Raw genomic sequence first — 17,298 nt, 5'->3', positions numbered from 1 at the left:
CCAACCTTCGGGAGAGTTCGGCCATGACAAATAGCAGCAGATCCGGTGGGATATCAAGGCGGGCGCTCCTTGGCGGTGGGGCCGCGCTGGCCGTTTCGGCGCGCTCTGCCGTCCTGCCGGCTCGAGCGGATATCGGCATTTCGCTGGAAGGACTGGGCGACGGCAGCCGGTCGAAACCATTCGTCGATCTGGCGCGCACCCTGCGGCCGTTCACGGCAGCCGATGGCGCCGCTACGCTCCCCGTCGACGCGCTCGGATGGCCGCTTGCAGACTGCACAACCGTGCTGTTCGATATCCGGCCATTTCCAGCCTGGAACCCGCCGATTGACGATCCGGACGCCTTCCAGCCGGATTGGAGCGGAGCGTACCTCCTCTCGTTTTCCGGTCAGGCCAACGTGGAAACCGGTGGCGATTCAACAGCTCGGGTGCGCAGCGCCACGTATGACGCCGCCGCCAACACCACACATGCCGTACTGGACGTGCCGCGCGGGTGTGGGCTGCTGACACTCACCTTTCGCAACACCCGCTTGACGCCTGCGGGCCGGACGGGAAGCGGCATCGCTCACCTCCATGTGCTCCGACCCGGCACGAGGGCACCGGTTTCGGCGACGTTTACGAGCGAGTTTCTCCAATCGCTGAAGCCGTTCACTACGCTGCGGTTTATGGATTGGCTGGATACGAATCACAATCCGGGGTACTACGGCGACACCGGCCACCATCTGACTGAGTGGCAAGCTCGAACGCCGCTCGACGCAGCCACGCAGCAGACCACTGGGGCGCACGTAGGAGCCGCGTGGGAGCTGGTGATCGAGCTGGCCAACACCAGCGGCAAAGATGCGTGGATCAATATCCCCGTGTCGGCAACGGACCAGTATGTTCAGTCTCTTGCAAGCCTGATGCATGCAAAGCTGCGGAGTGAGCTCCGGATCTTCATCGAGCACTCTAACGAGGTGTGGAACTTCGGATTCCCGCAGTACATTTGGAACAAGCTCGCTGCCGAGGAGGAGGTTCATGCTGGAGGCAGCCGGCTGAACAGCGACGGTTCTACCGATCCGGAGGTTTGGGCGCACCGCCGGCACGCGCAGCGGCTGGTGCAGATCGCCTCAATCTTCCAGCGAACCTTCGGCGGCGCCGCAGGCAGGCGCATCCTGCCTGTCTATGCATCCTGGACCATCTCTCCGCAGGCCTACTTCGCCGATGTACTCGCCTGGCTTACCCACGCATGGGGCGAGCCGTGGCGCTGGCTTCACGGTGTGGCATCTGCGGCCTACTTCAGCGGCTCCTCTGCAAGCGCCATGGCATCCCCGGAGGAGATACTCGCCGTGATGCGTGGCGCAAGTGACGCCAACCGGAAGGTTCGCTCGCAGATCGGCGCGATCGCGCTGCAGTACGGAATAGGTCATCTGCAGTATGAGGCCGGGCCGGATAACGGTGGTGGCAGCGTGGTGAATGTTGCGAACCGTATCCGCGCAAACCGGGCGCCCGGGATGAAAGATCTCATCGTGCGCGACGTGCGCGATAACTGGATGGCGCTGGGCGGCAATACGTACATCTACTTCGCCGGACCTTCCGGCGGCTACAGCAGGTATGGGTGCTGGGGCCTGAGCGAAGACGTTGCAGACCTGCACACTCCAAAGTGGCAGGCTATTTACCAGGTGAGGCGGTAAGCGTGTCCGGCTCGGTGAAGCAGCCGCACGGCGGTCCGATCCGTGGCGGCCACAGCGGGCAATAGCCGTGGGGCCGGCCAACCCCGCGACTCGATTACCACGGAACGTGACCCGTCTCGTAACTCACGGCGGAGGTTTACACTCACTACGTCGAACATCATTGAGTAGCCGGAAATCCGGGCCGACTACACCGGCTCGGTTGATCCTCATGCCGTGCCGAAGCGTGTTGAGGAGCTTCTCGAAGGTGGTAAGACCGCGTTCGATACGAGACGGCTCAAATGAGAATTCTATGGCGCTTATGACACGATAAGAACTACTTGAACTGTTCCATAACGGCGATAGCTCCAGCATCGAGCTCAAACGATATGGCATTCAGGCGCACGGCCTGGCCAATTACAAGTACAGGTCGGTACCTTACGAGAGGGCTCTACTCTACGCAATCTGAGATCCGTGGCGCAATCAGGTTGTTACGAATCGGTCGGTAGGGCTACGCCACACTCCCCGGCTGCCGCGTCACGGCGCCGACTACCGCGTGTAACGGTGCTTTCCCTTGGTAGCGAAGAACTCCGGCGCTCCTGTCGGCCACAAAGTGATCGACGGAATCTGCTTCGCGGCCGGCACGTAGTTGGCGAACTCGCTGTTGCTGCTCACTAGAACTTCCGCCAACGCTGCCGTCGCGGTTTGCCTTCGCTCCGGCGTGTCCGTCGCGCCGCGCGCAAGCTCTATGTGGAAGCGCAGCGTGCTGTTGTGCTCGCCATCCGCCTCCACCAGCATCACGAACCGGCCGGTCGCCCATTCGGCAATCTCCCTGCGCTCCAGCGCAGCCAGCGCCTGCTCCGGATAGATATTGGCGCCATAGTACGACACGGTGAAGTCGCGCCGCCCGAAAACCCACACAAACGGCATGCTGCGAATCGTGCCGCCAACGTCCTCCATCCTGAATCCTGCGGCTGTCAGCCGTTCCGTCATCGCGGCAAACCCGGCAACTCCGCCTTCGTCCAGCATATCGTAACGAATCTGTGGCGCGCCGCCGTCAGCCGTGAAAGCCAGTGCGCCACCATTGGACTCAAAGGTGCGGCATTGCGGATCGTATTGCATGAATGTGGGCATGCGTGAACCGCCAAACATGTCCCGTGCCGCACTCGGGTGCAGCGCCAACCATCCCCGTATAGCGGCGCTGAGCGGCGTCTCTATCGCAAGCACACCCGCATCGGCGGAGCCGTACAACGATGCGGCAAACCGGCCAGCGTCGGCGCAGCCGACGCGCTCGGCCATAAGCTCACGCCATCCCTCGCTAAACACCTCGCCGGCAGTCACCAGGTGCATCTCGGTCGCGTCCCAGCGGAGGCCTGTGGAACTGCCCTCGTCGATAACGTCTTTGAGGAATGGAGGATAGCCCAGCAGCACGGTCTGCTCAAACATCGGGCTGAGTTCGGCAAACGCTCGAAGTATCTCGCTGCGATTGCTCCCTGGCGTAATGCAGGTGATCGGATATCCCTTCGAGGAGAGATGCTGCATACAGGCCGCCGTGTACATGCCGCCTACCCAGCTGCCGAGCGCGAAACAGACGATGGCAAGGGTGGGGCGCTGATCGGCGTGGAACATGTCGCGAAATACCTGCTCGAATCGAATTGCCGTTTGCAGCTCATCGGCAACCGTCCGCGGCCAGATGGCAGGAGTGCCGGTGGATCCCGACGAAAGCGCAACCATTCCGTTAGCGGCCAGCTCGCCATGCCAACAGCGTGCCGGAAGCGGCCACCGGTTCACATAGTTCGCGCGCGTGGTAAACGGGATTTCATGGAACGCGCCGCTCCGAACAATCGCTTCACCATCAACGCCGTGATCACGCAGGAAAGCGGCATAGGCCGGCACTTCGTGCCTCGCCTGATCAAAGAGATCGAGTGCTGCCCGCCGTCCTGATTCGCAATCACCCGAGAGTAACTGATCCAGCGGAGTCTCTATAAATCGACGCAGTGCTTGCCAGGCTGCATACCGATGTGAATCTCTCAAAGCTGCTCCTCCAGAGGTTGACGCGTTGGTTCCCGACGGATCCGGGGCGCTGTGCGGGCTTCAGCCGGTGGATGCCGGCGCGGCAGCGGGAGTTCGGTCGTGGCTCCGTGTCGGGGATGTTCCAGCGCCGCCAATCGCGATCACAGCCGCAACCACGGCGCAGGGCATAACCTGCGCGAGCAGCCGGTCCACGCTGCTGGCGAGCTGCCAGCGGAGGTCATGCGGCGTAATGATATAGACGCACGTATAGGCCACGAGCTGGCAAAAGGCAAGGAACCAGAAACTCCAGGTCTCACGCCATCGATGCCGCACCATCGCGATGCCTCCCAGAATCACGATGCCGGTCAAGCCCCAGCACGGAAACCACGGCCCAATGCGGGAGATGGCACGCAGCATTGCCGCGAGCGTGATCACCAGTCTGCCCGGGATTGCGGATAGAAGCAGTGGTGGCCGATGTGCTGGAAAGAGGTCTGAGCCGACGCCATGGACCAGTTTCCAGCCGATCCAGGGGCCAACCGCAAGGGCGCAGGCAGCGCCGCAAAGGCCGATGCCGCGCCAATCTATGGCCCGTTTGCTCATGCGGCGCTCCAGAAACAGCAGCGCGAACACCGAGACGCAGGCGGCCAGCCCTTCGTTCTTCGTTAGTGCGAGGCCGGCAACACAAATCCATAACGGCGCCCACGACTGGCCGGCCGACTGCTCCCCCAGCATCCAGGCGGCCGCGAATAACCAGGCGGCCATGGCAACGTCGGCGAAACCGGACACCGCGTGTGTTACGATGACCGGCGCCGCGATCGCCAGCGCGCACGCGATTAGCGCCGAGCCTTGCTGGCAGCGCTCGCGCACGGCGCCGTATACGAGCGCGCCCAGATCGAGCGCGATGGTAAAGCAGCCGGCCTGGGCGATCTGGTCCGACACAGCGCCGGCGTGCGCGTAGAGCCACCACGTGGCGAGCGGTGTCAGCAGCGGGTAGTCCAGGTGTGCGTATGCGAACCTGAGCTGCTCCGTCAACACGCGGAAGTCGCCATCAATTGCGAACGCTTTTGCCTTCAACTGCCATATTGCGTATCCATCCCAATCCAGCCCGTTCAGCCACCCGGTCCAAAGCGCGGCAACAGCCGCCAGAATTACGATGCCGGCGGCAAACCACGCGATCCGTGGCGGCGGCGCTCCGCCTGGTGCCGCGTTAGGCTGTGGTGCGTGGCGCTGGCGCGCTGTGCGCTGTGCGACTGCCGCGCCAAGCATGAGCAGGCCGAAAACCACATAGATGGGAATGAGAGACAGCCGCTCTCCAGCTAAACCCGTCAGCATCGCAACCCAGCTGATGAGCAGCAAGCCGGTAAGGTGGGCAAAAGCGAGCTTGGCAATCACGCTCCGAAACGCCTTACCGTAGCCCGTAACACGCAGCACCAGCAGCCCGGCAATAGCGGCAGCAACAGTGGCGGCCAGTGTGCCCAGTATTTCGCGCAGCAGGCGCAGCACTCCCCGTGCGTTTTGCGGTTTTGTTGGAGACGGTGGAGCAGGCTGCGCCAGCGTGTAGAGGGTTGCGGCCGGCCAGATGTGCCGGCAATACCAGCCGTTCAACGGCGCCTGGCTCGCGTGTTCAAACGTCACGAGATACGCAGTGTGGTAGATGGCGTTCCCCGTGAGCTTGCCGTGGCCCGTGTTATCGCTCACCGCGTACACCACGTGCGGGTACGTCAAGTACTGCAGCCGGTAGTGGAACCACGGCGCAGAGATATCCCGGGCGTCTGTCAGCAGCGTGTACGGCGCGCCCGCTTCGGCATGCCGGTTGATCCATCGCGCGGCAGCCTGCGCCGATACCTCGGCCGGCGTTTGCGATTCTGCTTTGAGTATTGGCGCGCGGCGGATCATCGCGGCCAGGTTCAGGGCGCAAACGGCCAGTGCCGCCCACCAGAGTATTTGCCGCGGCCCCATGCGCCCTATGCTGTCTCTCTCCAATTCCGGATGTCCTGCGGGGTATTCAGGTTTCTGTACGAGAGCAGGTCCGGGTCGTACTGCCGCAGCTCCACCTCATCCAGCCATCGGGTTTTGCAAGCTTCCGGCACGCAGCGTAGCGCGCGCTCCCCGGTCTCCAGCAGCCGCTCAGCGGTGCGCAGAACCTGCTGCGTGTAGACGGCGCACAAGGGCATCGTGTGGCCGTCGACCCGGCCGGCAACTACCTGGAAGTCGGATACGCTGAGCAGCATCGTTCGCATAAGGTCTCGCTGCAGGTGCGGCATGTCGCAGGCGACCACCAGATGCGCGCCGGCGCCGGCGGCTCGCAACCCGGTTACCACTCCCGCCAATGGACCCTCGCCCGGCATGTCGTCTCCGACGCAAATCGCGCCGGGCAGGGTGTACCTGTCCGCGCGGTCGGCAACAACCAGAATCGGCTCGGCAAGTCCGCTCACGCGCTCCAGCGCGTGTTCAATCAGAGGCTTGCCGTTCAGCTCAATAAGCGCCTTGTCCCGACCCATTCTGCGACTGCCACCACCGGCCAGCACGATGACGGCCACTGTCAGCGCGCCGCCGGCAGCCGCGTGACCTCAACAGCAGCCTTCCGCGCACGTGCGGGCCCAAAGTTGGTGGAAACATATCGGCCCTCGCCGAACAGCCGATTCTGGTCGGCAAAGTGCGGGCTGGCTGGATCCTGAGACTCGCCATGCGGCAGAATGGCCCACGACTCCACATTGTGCGGCTCCATGCTGACGATCATCCGGAAGCTGGAGCCGGTATCGCACAGTTCACGCCCATCCACGAACGGGCCAAAATTGGGCACAACAGCGGCTCCGGCATCACCGGTGCGAAAGCCGCTTACGGGGAACGTATCGCTGCCGCGTACCGCCACGTGGACGGCGCCCCACGGTACGCTGAGTGACCCGTGATCGGCGATCAGCTCACCGCCGGCCCGGCGCAGGGCGGCGACTGCGGTCCGGCGCTGTTCAGGCGTCCATGCGACGTGGCGGCCCGCCAACTGTCGGAGCGCCATGCTTCCGGGACACGCACGGCACCAGTAGTAGAACAGCGCCGTGCCGCGGTCTGTAATATCGGCACGACCATTCCAGCCGTGGAGTACCGCCAGCGCGCTGCCAATGCTCGCGTCGTTGCGGCCCGCAGCCGCCAGCGCAGCCACGGTTGGAATAGCGTATGGTACATAGGTATCGGTTGCAATCGCCATCGCCTGTCGCACCGTCACCTTGTGGTTGCTCATCAACAGCTGCGCCAGGCGTGCACGCCGTGTGGTCTCACCGTAGCTGGTCACGTCTCGCGGCCAAACACCCTTGAGTTCGCCATCGCACGGCGTCAACTTCGGATCGGAGTTGGCGTTTACAAGCAGCCCCGATTCAGGGTTGAGGATGTGGGGCAGCTGGTCCACGGTCCACAAAGGGCCCCACACCGCGTTAGGGTTAGCTCCATCCACGGCGGGTGTCCACGAAACGAGGGGCGATCGATGCGGCACGCGTGCGTTGTACTGGTAGCCGATATTCCCGTGCGTATCGGCGTAGACCATGTTCCACATGGATATTCCGTCGATCGCCAGCGCCCGGCGGAACTCCAACGCGTTTTTCGCGCGGTCCATCGCCAGCGGTTCGGTCAATGCCTTCCAATCGTTGAGCATGGAAAGGTGAACGGCGGTGGCTCGGAGCGGCGCGATGGGCCCCCAGGCTGTGCTGCGAACGAGCTGGTGCGATGTCTGCTCCTTTCCATCCACCAGGTAGTGCAGCGTGACCGCGCGTGTTATGTACGGTTTCCACACGCCGCGGAATCGGTATTGGTTGGGATTATCCGGATTGGTATGGATCGTGAACAGGTCGTAGAGCCGCGGGCTGTTGTTGGTCATCGACCAGCCCACGTTCGCGGTATGACCAATAACGGTGGCAGCAACACCCGGCACCGTGACGCCATGGAACCAGAACTCCGGCGTATAGAGGCTGAATTCGTACCAGGCGAAGATTCCGGACCACGGCAGATGGGGATCAATGGAAAGGAGTGCGTGGCCCTGCGCAGTTCTAGCCGGGGCGATTGCAAACTGATTGGAGCCAATGCCGGGATAGAGCTGCTGCTGAACGTCTTCCAGGGCGAATGCGGCGTTCATCAGTTGGGAGAGCGCCAGCACGTCTACGCGTGTTACCGGTCGAAGCCAGTGCGGAAGCCGCTTACGCTGCCGGCGCAGGCTGAGGTTTGCTCCGGCGCAAAACGAGTCGATCATCGCCGCACCGATGCCACGCAGCTTTGGCGCCTCGATCACGGCGGCGTGCTGGAAGCCCATGGTGCGAATGAAGATGTCCTGCATGAGCGACTTTTGACCGTCGACCTCCGCCAGCCGGCCGCGAGCAAACAGAAAGTTCCTCTCCATCTGCACGGCGTCATCCTGCGCCACGGCATATCCGAGTCCGTAGAAGGCGGCCGGAATGTCTGGAGCCACCACCGATGGCAAACCCAAAGCATCGCGGTAGATCGTGGTCTGCGCGCGCAGCTGTCGCGGTGCGCTCAGTAGCAGGCCGGTTGCTGCGGCCACCGTCACCAGCGTTCGTTTGCTCAGCATTCGGCCTCCTTGGCCCAGTCAGCAGGCAGCCATGGAATTGACGACCTGCGCGCGTTCGACCGGACTATTCGTGTGACCGCGGGCCGGCACCTGCGTCGCCCCTGCCTATCGCAATGTTATTCCACGCGTGGCGCAGCTTCCGCGTCCACTGCTCCACTACGCCCGGTGCAGGCACAACACGCGGAATCGCGCCGAATACAAACCGCGGATCGGTTGGCAGCGGCGACGGTCCGCCGCCTGCGAGCAGCACCAGCCGCTGGTTGTAGGTGGCGCCACGGTACCGGCCCGTGAAGAGCGTGGCCCGGTAGGCCGGTTTCGGCGGGATGCCGTAGGGCAGGGCGAGCGAACGGACGGCGTATGGGCCGACTTCGCGGTGAATGTAACTTACAGCATTGGCAAGTTCCCACTGAATGGTACGGCCATCCAGTGTGTTCAGTGGGCGATGTGAGGTGGTGTGGTTACCTAACTCAAAGCCGTGTCGGATAAGAAACCGCAGCTTCCATCCGCCTTCGCGATCCTGGTCGAACGGAACGCCGTTCCACGGTGAATCGGGCAGAATGTAAAACGTGGCGCGCAGCGGCCAATCCGGATGCCGTCGATGGAACGCAAGCAGGATGCCGACCGCGCAGTTGGGATCGATTGAGCCGTTCGGCAGCGTGTGAAACTGGCTGCCGCGTGCATCATCGAACGTGAGCGCCACCGGCTGCCGACCGGATGGCGCCCATGGCCCGCGCTTGAGCAGCTCCGATACATTGATCGGTATCCATCCGGCATTGCGCATCAGTTCAAGCTGGTGTCGGAAGGTTTGCGGGGCGATATTCAACCCGTGAATATCGTAGCGCCGACCGCCGGCGAACTCCGCCGGTCCGCCGATGGCGTGGTACATGATGATGGGTATCATGCCGGTAGCCGGTTTTTGCGCTTTGGCTGCCCGGCGCCCGTGAGCGGCACTTGCGGATGGCGCCAGTATGGCTGCGACTGCCGCTGTGCTCCAGCAGAATTCGAGAGTGATCCGGAATCTCATCTGATGACGCCAATCTCCAAGTCAGGATCCGAGTCGATTGCCGGGGTAGATACCGGGGGCACATTCACCGATTTCGTCTTTATCGTACCGGGTCGGGCGCCGGTAACCTGGAAATGTGCGTCAACGCCGTCGCACCCCGAGCAGGCGGTGCTAGCGGGCATGAAACATGCCATCGATCGCGGCTGGCTCACGGCACCATTTCGGCTCGTGCACGGCACCACTGTGGTAACCAACACGCTCCTGACGCGTTCAGGAGCGCGCGTGGCGCTCATCTCCACGCAGGGGTTTCGCGACGCGATTGAAATCGGGCGGCAGAATCGCGACCGGTTGTACGATCTGTCGCCGAGTCGTGCCGAGCCGCTTGTTGAGCGGAGAATGCGCTTCGAGGCTGCAGAGCGCGTCGACTGGCGCGGCGCTGTGCTGAATGGGCTGGATATCGGTGAAATCCGGCGCACGCTCAAACTGGTTTCGGAGTTAAATGCCGAGTCTCTGGCGGTGTGCCTTCTTTTTGCATACCTCAACCCGAGCCATGAGGAGCAGATACTGTCGCTTGCCGCCGAGATTGGCATACCGGTCTCCATCTCCTCGAAGGTGGCGCCAATACAGGGCGAATTCGAGCGTGCCGCCACAACTGTGGCGAATGCCTATGTGGCGCCCGTTCTTCAGAGCTACCTTACCGCCTTGGAGCCGCCGGCCCGCCGCCTCGGCGCCTCCGCCGTTCACGTGATGCAATCCAACGGCGCGATGCGCCTGCCACCGGAAGCCGGCCACATGGCCATTCATAGCGCCCTTTCCGGTCCGGCTGGTGGCGTTACGGCCGCAGCGAGTTTGGCGCGCGCCGCGCGCCGCCGCAGGCTGCTGACGCTGGATGTTGGCGGGACCAGCGCCGATCTTGCCGTGGTAGTCGACTACCGTCCACAGGCCGCTCAGGAGACCCACGTCGCCGGCCAGCCGCTGCGTACGCCGGCTCTGGATATCGAAACGATCGGAGTCGGCGGTGGAGCGATCGCGCGCATCGATGAGGCCGGTGCGCTGCATGTTGGTCCGCAAAGCGCGGGCGCAGACCCGGGCCCGGTCGCATACGGGCGAGGTAACCAGATTACCGTCACCGACGCCCACATCCTTCTCGGGCGTATACCGCACGACGTGCGCCTGGCCGGCGACACGCCTCTTCATGTGGAGGCCGTCGCACGTGCTTTTGCCGATGCCGGTCGAGCGGCTGGAATGACGCCGATAGATCTGGCCACGGGCGTGATAGAGGTCGCGAATGCCGAGATGGCGCGCGCTATACGCCGAGCGACCGCGGCGCGCGGATATCACCCGTCGGGCTTTACACTGCTGGCGTTCGGCGGCGCATCAGCCCTGCATGCGTGCGAACTGGCCGAGATGGTCGCCATGCGTGAGGTGATGGCGCCGCCACATCCCGGTGTCTTCTCCGCCTGGGGGCTGGTACAGGCCGTTAAGCTCACCGAGGTCGTCCGCTCACTTCCCGCCGGATGCAGTTCGCCCGGCCCGGTTGAGGAGATGGATCGCCTTGTGAACCGGGTGTTGAACGAGATGCGCGGCCAGTTGGAGTCGTCGCTGACTGCCGATGGCATCGCGCTGCGCGGGCTCACGTGGCAGGCCACAGTGGGATTGCGTTACGAAGGGCAGGGCAGCCATATTCCCATCCCGCTCCCTACACCGGGCGTCGGCGCTGCCATCGCCAGGTTCCACCGCAGCCACCGCCGTCTATATGGTTTCAGCGCTCCAGAACGCAATGTGGAGGCCGTCCAGGTGGGCCTGGCGGTGCAGCGCGGCCGCCCGCCACGGTTGCCAAAGCCCCAGCTCCCGACCAAACTCGCCCGGCCCGCAGGAACTACATGCCTGCGTCTGGCCTGTACACATGAAGCGCCCATTTTTCACCGCGAGGAGCTCGCGGTGCGTCAACAGCTACCAGGGCCGTGCGTGGTGGTGCAGCACGATGCTACCATTCTGGTAATACCCGGATGGGTTGCGGAGACCGACCTGATGGGTAACCTTGTAATCCGGCATACGGCAGAGGATTGAAACGTGAATTCGCTTCTTACTGCGGTGTACGACAGTGGCATGGATGAGCGGGTTATTGAGACGCTGGAAGAGATGGGCATCTCCGGCTGGACGCGCCTGTTTGGCGCGCACGGGCTCGGCGGGGCCGGTCGGAGGCAGAACACGCCGATATGGCCGGGCACCGTGAACGTGCTGTACGTGGCCGGCGAGCACGAGCCGCTCGAGTTGCTGGCCGGCGCGCTGCGCGCGCTCCCTGCATCGTACACGCTGAACCCCGGTCTGACGATGTGGCTGGCGCCGGTGGAGATGCGATAGGCGTGTGAATGGAAGGGAGCGGTAATGGCGGCAAATCTCAACCCGGTCTCCACCGGGATCGACGCTCTGGCGGTAACAGGCTTCAAGCTGCTGCGTGGCAAGCAGTGCGGCCTTGTTACCAACCATACCGGACTGTCGAGCGAGGGGAGGCGCAGCGCGGACCTACTGCACCACGCGCCGAACGTTCAGCTTCACGCCCTTTTCAGCCCCGAGCATGGGCTTGAGGGAGTGCTGGATACCGGCGTCGCCGATACCCGCGATTCCGCCACCGGTCTGCCCGTGTATAGCCTGTATGGCAAAACAGATAAGCCGTCGCCCGAACAGTTGCGCGGCCTGGATACGCTGGTCTACGACATTCAGGATATCGGCGCTCGCTACTACACGTACATCAGCACGCTTGGTCTTTGCATGGAGGCTGCGGCGGAGCACGGCCTGATGTTTGTAGTGCTCGATAGGCCTAACCCGATTGGCGGATTGGTGGTGGAAGGGCCTGAGGCGGACTCCGACCGCCTCAGCTTTACGGCATTTCATCCTATGCCGGTTCGACATGGCATGACCGTGGGGGAGCTGGCCGGGATGTTTCACACCGAACGCCCGATTGGCGTGAACCTTCACGTTGAGCGCGCTGCGGGTTGGCGGCGCAGTATGTTCTGGGACGAAACCAACCTGTTGTGGATCAATCCGTCTCCGAACATTCGATGCTTCAACCAGGCGCTGCTCTATCCTGGAATCGGGCTGCTGGAGCCAACCAACGTGAGCGTTGGCCGTGGTACCGACACGCCGTTTGAGATCGTTGGCGCGCCGTTCATCGATGGCCGCGTTCTCGCCGCCCGCCTGCGCGCGGAGCGGCTGCCGGGTGTGGTGTTCGTGCCTACAGAGTTTCGCCCTAACTCAAGTATCCATGCCGGCGCATTGTGCCGGGGGATCAGTCTTCAAATCACCAGCCGCGAGGCGCTTGTACCGGTGCTGACCGGTGTAGCAATAGCCGCCGCGCTCCGCGATCTGTACCCGTCAACCTGGCGCATCTCCGAGTTCAACCGCCTCCTGGTAAACCGGGCAGCGTTTGAGCGATTCCGTGCGGGCGCCGATCCGGAAGAGCTCGTCCACTCCTGGTACGAAGATGACCACGCGTTTGCCCAGCGCAGAAAGCCATTTCTCCTGTACGAGTGATCCGTTCGCAGCCCAAAGAGCGGACGGCCTACGGCGGCTCACCGCTGGAGCTGGGCAGAGATTTCGCATACGGCTTGTACTGCCGCAGTCAACTCCTCTGCGCTTGTGGTGCGACTGAGGCTCAATCGAACACCGCCGGAAGCATCGCGCCGGTGTATGCCAAGCGCTGTGAGCACATGTGACGGCTCGATAGAGCCTGATGAGCATGCCGAGCCGCTCGATGCGGCGATACCGCGCCGGTCGAGGTTCATCAACAGCGTGGCGCCATCAACTCCATCCAGCCGAAAGCTGGAGATGTGCGGCATCCGGGCGGCATCGGCGCCGTGGATTGTAACGCCAGGCAGAGCGCTCTGAATGGCGGTCTCGACTCCGTCACGCAGCGTGCCCACCGTGGCCGGCCCATCGGTTCGTACCCAGCGGCGCGTCTGGTTCGCCGCCACTCCAAAGCCCACAATCGCCGGAACGTTCTCCGTTCCCGCACGGCGCTCACGCTCCTGCGCTCCGCCCACCATCAGCGCGCTTACCGGCACGCCGGTGCGAACATAGAGCGCGCCGGCGCCTTTTGGGCCATGCATCTTGTGCGCGCTAAGGCTCAGCAGGTCGCACCGCAGCTCATCAACATCCACCGGCTGAACCGCAGCGCTCTGCACGGCGTCGGTGTGCAGCCACGCGCCTATGGCGTGCGCCACATCGGCGATCTGAGCGATTGGCTGCAGTGTGCCGATCTCGTTGTTGCCGTGCATCACCGATACCAGCGCGGTACCGGCATCCAGGGCTGCGGCCACGCGGTCGGCGGCTAGCACGCCATTCGTGTCTGGAGCCACCTCCGTAACCCGGAACCCGAGTTGGCGAGCCAGCCGGCCCGCATGGAGTACTGCGTGGTGCTCAATCGCGCTGATGACCACGTGATTACGCTCGGGCGGCGCTGCCAGCAGCACGCCCAGGATCGCCAGATTGTCGGCCTCAGTGCCGCCACTGGTGAAGGTGATCTCGGAATATGCGGACCCAATGAGCTGGGCTACCGCATCGCGCGCTTCATCAACGGCGCCTCGCGCGCGACGTCCGGTAGCGTGAATGCTGGAGGGATTGCCGAAGTCGGCCTGGAACCACGGCAGCATCGCTGCCAATACGCCGGGGTCCACGGCGGTGGTTGCGGCCGAATCGAGATAGATAGAGTCCATCGTAACGCACGCCTTCCAAACTTATCCCACCACCCGCGTGCGCTGCGGCCGAACTGTTACGGGCGCCGCCGGAGAAAATCAGGGACCTCGACCTCGTCGCGCGTAGGCGCCGGCGTCGACGGCGTCGACGCCGCCGGTTTCTCGTCGCTGGCCGCCACCGCGGAAGCTGGTGTTCCCGTGTCGATCCTGCGTTGGAAAACGTCGGCCGGACGTGGTGGCGCCGCACCGCCGCCGGCAAATCCGCTGGACCGATGCCGGCCGAACCCTGTGGCCACGACCGTGATCTTAACTTCGCCGGCAAGCGCGCTGTCCTTGATCCAGCCGGTAATGATATTCGCGTCGTCCGGATCGCATTTGCCCAGGATGATCTCGGAGGCTTCGGTAAGCTCCTCAAGGCGGAAGTCGGAGCTTGTGGTGTAACTCACCAGCACGCCGGTCGCGCCGTCCATGCCGTGCTCAAGAAGGGGTGAGTTTATGGCTAGCTCGGCTGCTTCGGCTGCACGATGATCCCCGCTCGCGATCCCGATCCCAATCAGCGCGGTGCCGGCGCCCTTCATGATCGACTGGACGTCGGCGAAATCTACGTTCTGGACTGCCGGGATGTTGATCATGTCGGTGATTCCCTGAACGCCTTGTCGCAGTATGTCGTCGGCGGCACGGTACGCATCCTCAAAGGTCACCTTGCGGTCCGCGATCGCCAGGCGGTCGTTGGGAACCACGATGATCGCATCTACGTGTGACCGTAAGTCATCGATTCCATCCGACGCAATCCGCGCGCGCCGCGGTCCTTCAAAGGAGAACGGTCGCGTAACCACACCAATCGTCAGTATGCCCAACTCCTGGCAGATAGCTGCGACCACCGGCGCACCCCCGGTACCCGTGCCGCCGCCCATGCCGGCGGTGATAAATACCATTTCGGCGCCATCCAGCCGTTTACGAATCTCGGCCGCACTTTCATCGGCCGCTCGCCGGCCAATATCGGGATTTCCGCCGGCGCCCAATCCGTGGGTGGTCGCCTCGCCCAGCTGCAGCTTGTCTCCGGCGGGCGAGATGTTAAGAACCTGCGCGTCGGTGTTCATAGCGATGAACTCAACACCGCCCAATCCGGCTTCGATCATCCGGGTGACGGCGTTCAATCCGCAGCCACCGACGCCTACAACCTTGATCCGGGCGCCGTGGATGTCGGGTGGAAATGATGAATTGTTCGGTGTTGCCATGTAGTCCTCGTGTCCTTCACTATTGCCTTTTTATACCGAATGTACCTGCCCGAGCTCGTACGGCGCTCAATCAGTGTGGCTCTGTCTGGGCAGAAAGGCTGGTAGCTGCCGCCGTGGCTGCGGCTGCTGCCGCCTCTTCCTGCTGTTGACTGCGCGCCATGGCTCGGCGCGTAAGGTAGTAACGCCGGATGAGCGAGAGATTGAGAAAGATGCGTCCTCCAAGCACCAGCACTGCGACAAGCGCCAGATTCAGACCGATAGCATCGCCAAGCCAGGCCATCAGCGCCGCCAGCGAGGTGTTCAGAAGGAACCCACTCGCGAATATGTCGTTTTGAAACCTACCTTCGATTCCGGCCTTGATGCCACCCAACACGGTATCGAGGCCGGCAAGGGCAGCAACAGACAAATACGGCGCATAAGCCGCCGGAACCTGCCAGTTGCCGCGGTCAAACAACCAGTAGACCATTGCGAACCCGATGACCAGGCTGGAAATGGGCCAGAGCGCCTTCATTCGTGCCGTTCCGTGGATCCCAATGCTGCCGCTGGCGTCTTTGCCGTTACCGTGTTCGGCGTGGCAGTACTTCCGGAGAAGGCGGGAATGCGAAGCAAGGGCCGAGTCTCCACCTTCACCATCGCGGGATCGAACTGTCGCAGTTGGTCCAGCGCACCGTTCGGCAGATTCATTGCCTGCTGCAGAACGGTGGCGGGGCCCGTAGCCATTATGACGTACGGTGGCGCCGTGGGGGTGCGATTGATATAGATTACGGGCCCCACACACCGGATCGGCGTGGATGCAACGATCCGCTGGTTGTTAACCGATATCGCTTCGGCGCCCGCGGCCTTCAGTTCGTTGACAGTCATCGATATGTCGGAATCGTGTATCAGTTTGCTTTGAGCGTCGGTGGGTAACAACGCCGGCTTTTTGCTATCGGTAAGCGTTACCACCACGCCGGGCCCCTGTACATCGCTAAGGCCGGCAAACAGCTTCAGATCCTGCAGCTCTTGATTGAGGGTGGACGCAGCGCCTTTTCCCGTTAGCGCGTTATTCTCCAGTTCGCTGTTGCGCTCACGCAGCTTCTTGATTTCGGCCTCATATTCGGAAACGCGAGGCGGTGTCAGCACCTCGGCGCCACCGTAGGTGAACCCGGTTCGCGAAGGTACAAGGCCGGCGCGCGAAATCGACGAAGCCGTGCGAGCTGCAGCCGCGAGCAATCCTCCGAGCACGAAGCACAGCAGGCTCAACTGCCAGTAGAAGGTGCGATGCTGTACGTTGGAGGTGAACGCACTCATCCAGGCGCCTGCACCCCGGAATGTGGCGTAGAGTTGATGGACGCAGGTTGTACGGAGGCGGCCGGCTGTGGCTCGCCACGCGGTATGCAAGCCGGCACCGTCGAGCACTCCAGGTTGATCACCGCGAGCCTCTGCGCCACGCCAGGCTCACGGGCGTAAATCTCGCTGAGCAGATCCAGTTTCGTGGCCAAGTCGGTCGCGTCTCCCAGCTTCACAGCTAATCCGTCTCGCATATTTAACCAGAAATAACCCGTGGAATCAATCGTCATGGAAGCGGCAGTTACCGGCAGTCTGGCGGCAGTGTACGCCAGAGCCGAGAGCGCGGTGAGCACCTCCGGCCGATCACACAGGCTTCCCGGCTCCGGCAGCTGTGAAACCGCTGCGTCGTAGATCTTCGGCAGTTGAGAAGTCGGGCCGGCGTAACGGATCGCGTGTCCGAACGCATCCTCCTCCACGCTGCCGGCCAGTGTGGCCAGGCGCGCGCACGGACACCGTAACATCAGCTGTACCGACAACACACCCGGCGTGGCTCTCGTGACTCGGGCACGGCTTACAAATGGAAGTGATTGCAGCCGGCTGCGCAGAGTGGCCGGTGGCCCAGCCACCCAGTTGGTGTCTTCCGGAAGACGCGCGGCAGCGAGTGCCTGCTCCTTCTCCCAGGGTGCCAGGGCGCCGATGCCGGTGACGTGAACCTTGCGGATATCCAGAATATGACTGGTCCGGAGTGCCGCCACCGTTATGACGATAAGCGTCAGGTACAGCGCCAGCAGCAGCCGTACCAGCGTAGGTTTACGCCGAAGCGATTTCGTCGGTTCCCTTTTCGGGTGCATATGTCCATCCTCCTGTA

Annotated in this window: 14 protein-coding genes; 4 read left to right on the top strand and 10 right to left on the bottom strand. The window is 63.1% G+C overall.

Annotated elements, in window-relative coordinates:
* Window positions 1-23 precede the first annotated feature (23 nt).
* Window positions 24-1,667 carry a hypothetical protein gene (locus KGJ62_08080; GenBank protein MDE2126532.1) on the top strand — a complete coding sequence of 548 codons (1,644 nt, stop codon included), beginning with the start codon at window positions 24-26 and terminating at the stop codon, window positions 1,665-1,667.
* Window positions 1,668-2,192: 525 nt separating this feature from the next.
* On the opposite strand, the gene KGJ62_08075 is transcribed toward KGJ62_08080, so the two are convergent.
* From KGJ62_08075 to KGJ62_08055, 5 genes are all read right to left on the bottom strand, one after another.
* Window positions 2,193-3,677, bottom strand: coding sequence for a phenylacetate--CoA ligase family protein (locus tag KGJ62_08075; GenBank protein ID MDE2126531.1), 1,485 nt, complete (start codon window positions 3,675-3,677; stop codon window positions 2,193-2,195).
* Window positions 3,678-3,737: 60 nt separating this feature from the next.
* A complete protein-coding gene (locus KGJ62_08070) occupies window positions 3,738-5,639 on the bottom strand; it encodes a hypothetical protein (protein MDE2126530.1) in 1,902 nt (633 codons plus the stop codon).
* The gene (locus tag KGJ62_08065) at window positions 5,621-6,196 is read right to left on the bottom strand and encodes a molybdenum cofactor guanylyltransferase (protein ID MDE2126529.1); all 576 of its coding nucleotides are present in this window, start codon (window positions 6,194-6,196) and stop codon (window positions 5,621-5,623) included. Before KGJ62_08065 ends, KGJ62_08070 begins: the two co-directional genes overlap by 19 nt.
* A gap of 2 nt (window positions 6,197-6,198) precedes the next feature.
* Entirely contained in the window at window positions 6,199-8,226 is a 2,028-nt protein-coding gene (locus KGJ62_08060) for a penicillin acylase family protein (GenBank protein ID MDE2126528.1), read from the bottom strand.
* A gap of 64 nt (window positions 8,227-8,290) precedes the next feature.
* Entirely contained in the window at window positions 8,291-9,250 is a 960-nt protein-coding gene (locus tag KGJ62_08055; GenBank protein ID MDE2126527.1) for a polysaccharide deacetylase family protein, read from the bottom strand.
* A 3-nt stretch (window positions 9,251-9,253) separates the two neighbouring features.
* Between KGJ62_08055 and KGJ62_08050 the strand changes: the two genes are divergently transcribed.
* The 3 genes from KGJ62_08050 to KGJ62_08040 are packed head-to-tail and all read left to right on the top strand — an operon-like array spanning window position 9,254 to window position 12,763.
* Complete coding sequence (locus KGJ62_08050; protein ID MDE2126526.1) at window positions 9,254-11,299, top strand: hydantoinase/oxoprolinase family protein; 2,046 nt, start codon at window positions 9,254-9,256, stop codon at window positions 11,297-11,299.
* Between the two features lie 3 nt (window positions 11,300-11,302).
* Window positions 11,303-11,593: a hypothetical protein gene (locus tag KGJ62_08045; protein MDE2126525.1), complete on the top strand. Its 291-nt coding sequence runs from the start codon at window positions 11,303-11,305 to the stop codon at window positions 11,591-11,593.
* A gap of 24 nt (window positions 11,594-11,617) precedes the next feature.
* On the top strand, window positions 11,618-12,763 hold the full coding sequence (locus tag KGJ62_08040; GenBank protein ID MDE2126524.1) for a DUF1343 domain-containing protein: 1,146 nt from the start codon (window positions 11,618-11,620) through the stop codon (window positions 12,761-12,763).
* Window positions 12,764-12,801: 38 nt separating this feature from the next.
* Here the strand turns inward: KGJ62_08040 and KGJ62_08035 are convergent, their stop codons facing one another.
* The 5 genes from KGJ62_08035 to KGJ62_08015 form a co-directional block, all read right to left on the bottom strand.
* Window positions 12,802-13,944: a cysteine desulfurase gene (locus tag KGJ62_08035; protein MDE2126523.1), complete on the bottom strand. Its 1,143-nt coding sequence runs from the start codon at window positions 13,942-13,944 to the stop codon at window positions 12,802-12,804.
* Between the two features lie 56 nt (window positions 13,945-14,000).
* Complete coding sequence (gene ftsZ, locus KGJ62_08030) at window positions 14,001-15,161, bottom strand: cell division protein FtsZ (GenBank protein MDE2126522.1); 1,161 nt, start codon at window positions 15,159-15,161, stop codon at window positions 14,001-14,003.
* A gap of 70 nt (window positions 15,162-15,231) precedes the next feature.
* Window positions 15,232-15,627 (bottom strand): small basic family protein, encoded by a 396-nt coding sequence (locus KGJ62_08025; protein MDE2126521.1) that lies wholly within the window; start codon window positions 15,625-15,627, stop codon window positions 15,232-15,234.
* Between the two features lie 41 nt (window positions 15,628-15,668).
* Complete coding sequence (locus KGJ62_08020; GenBank protein ID MDE2126520.1) at window positions 15,669-16,451, bottom strand: DUF881 domain-containing protein; 783 nt, start codon at window positions 16,449-16,451, stop codon at window positions 15,669-15,671.
* Entirely contained in the window at window positions 16,448-17,281 is an 834-nt protein-coding gene (locus KGJ62_08015; protein ID MDE2126519.1) for an FtsQ-type POTRA domain-containing protein, read from the bottom strand. The genes KGJ62_08020 and KGJ62_08015 overlap by 4 nt, the downstream gene beginning before the upstream one ends.
* Between the last annotated feature and the right edge of the window lie 17 nt (window positions 17,282-17,298).

The sequence above is a fragment of the Armatimonadota bacterium genome, from assembly GCA_028871815.1.
GTDB lineage: Bacteria > Armatimonadota > Chthonomonadetes > Chthonomonadales > Chthonomonadaceae > REEB205.
The sequence above is the reverse complement of the archived record's forward strand: the minus strand, read 5'-3'. Positions and strand labels throughout refer to the sequence as shown.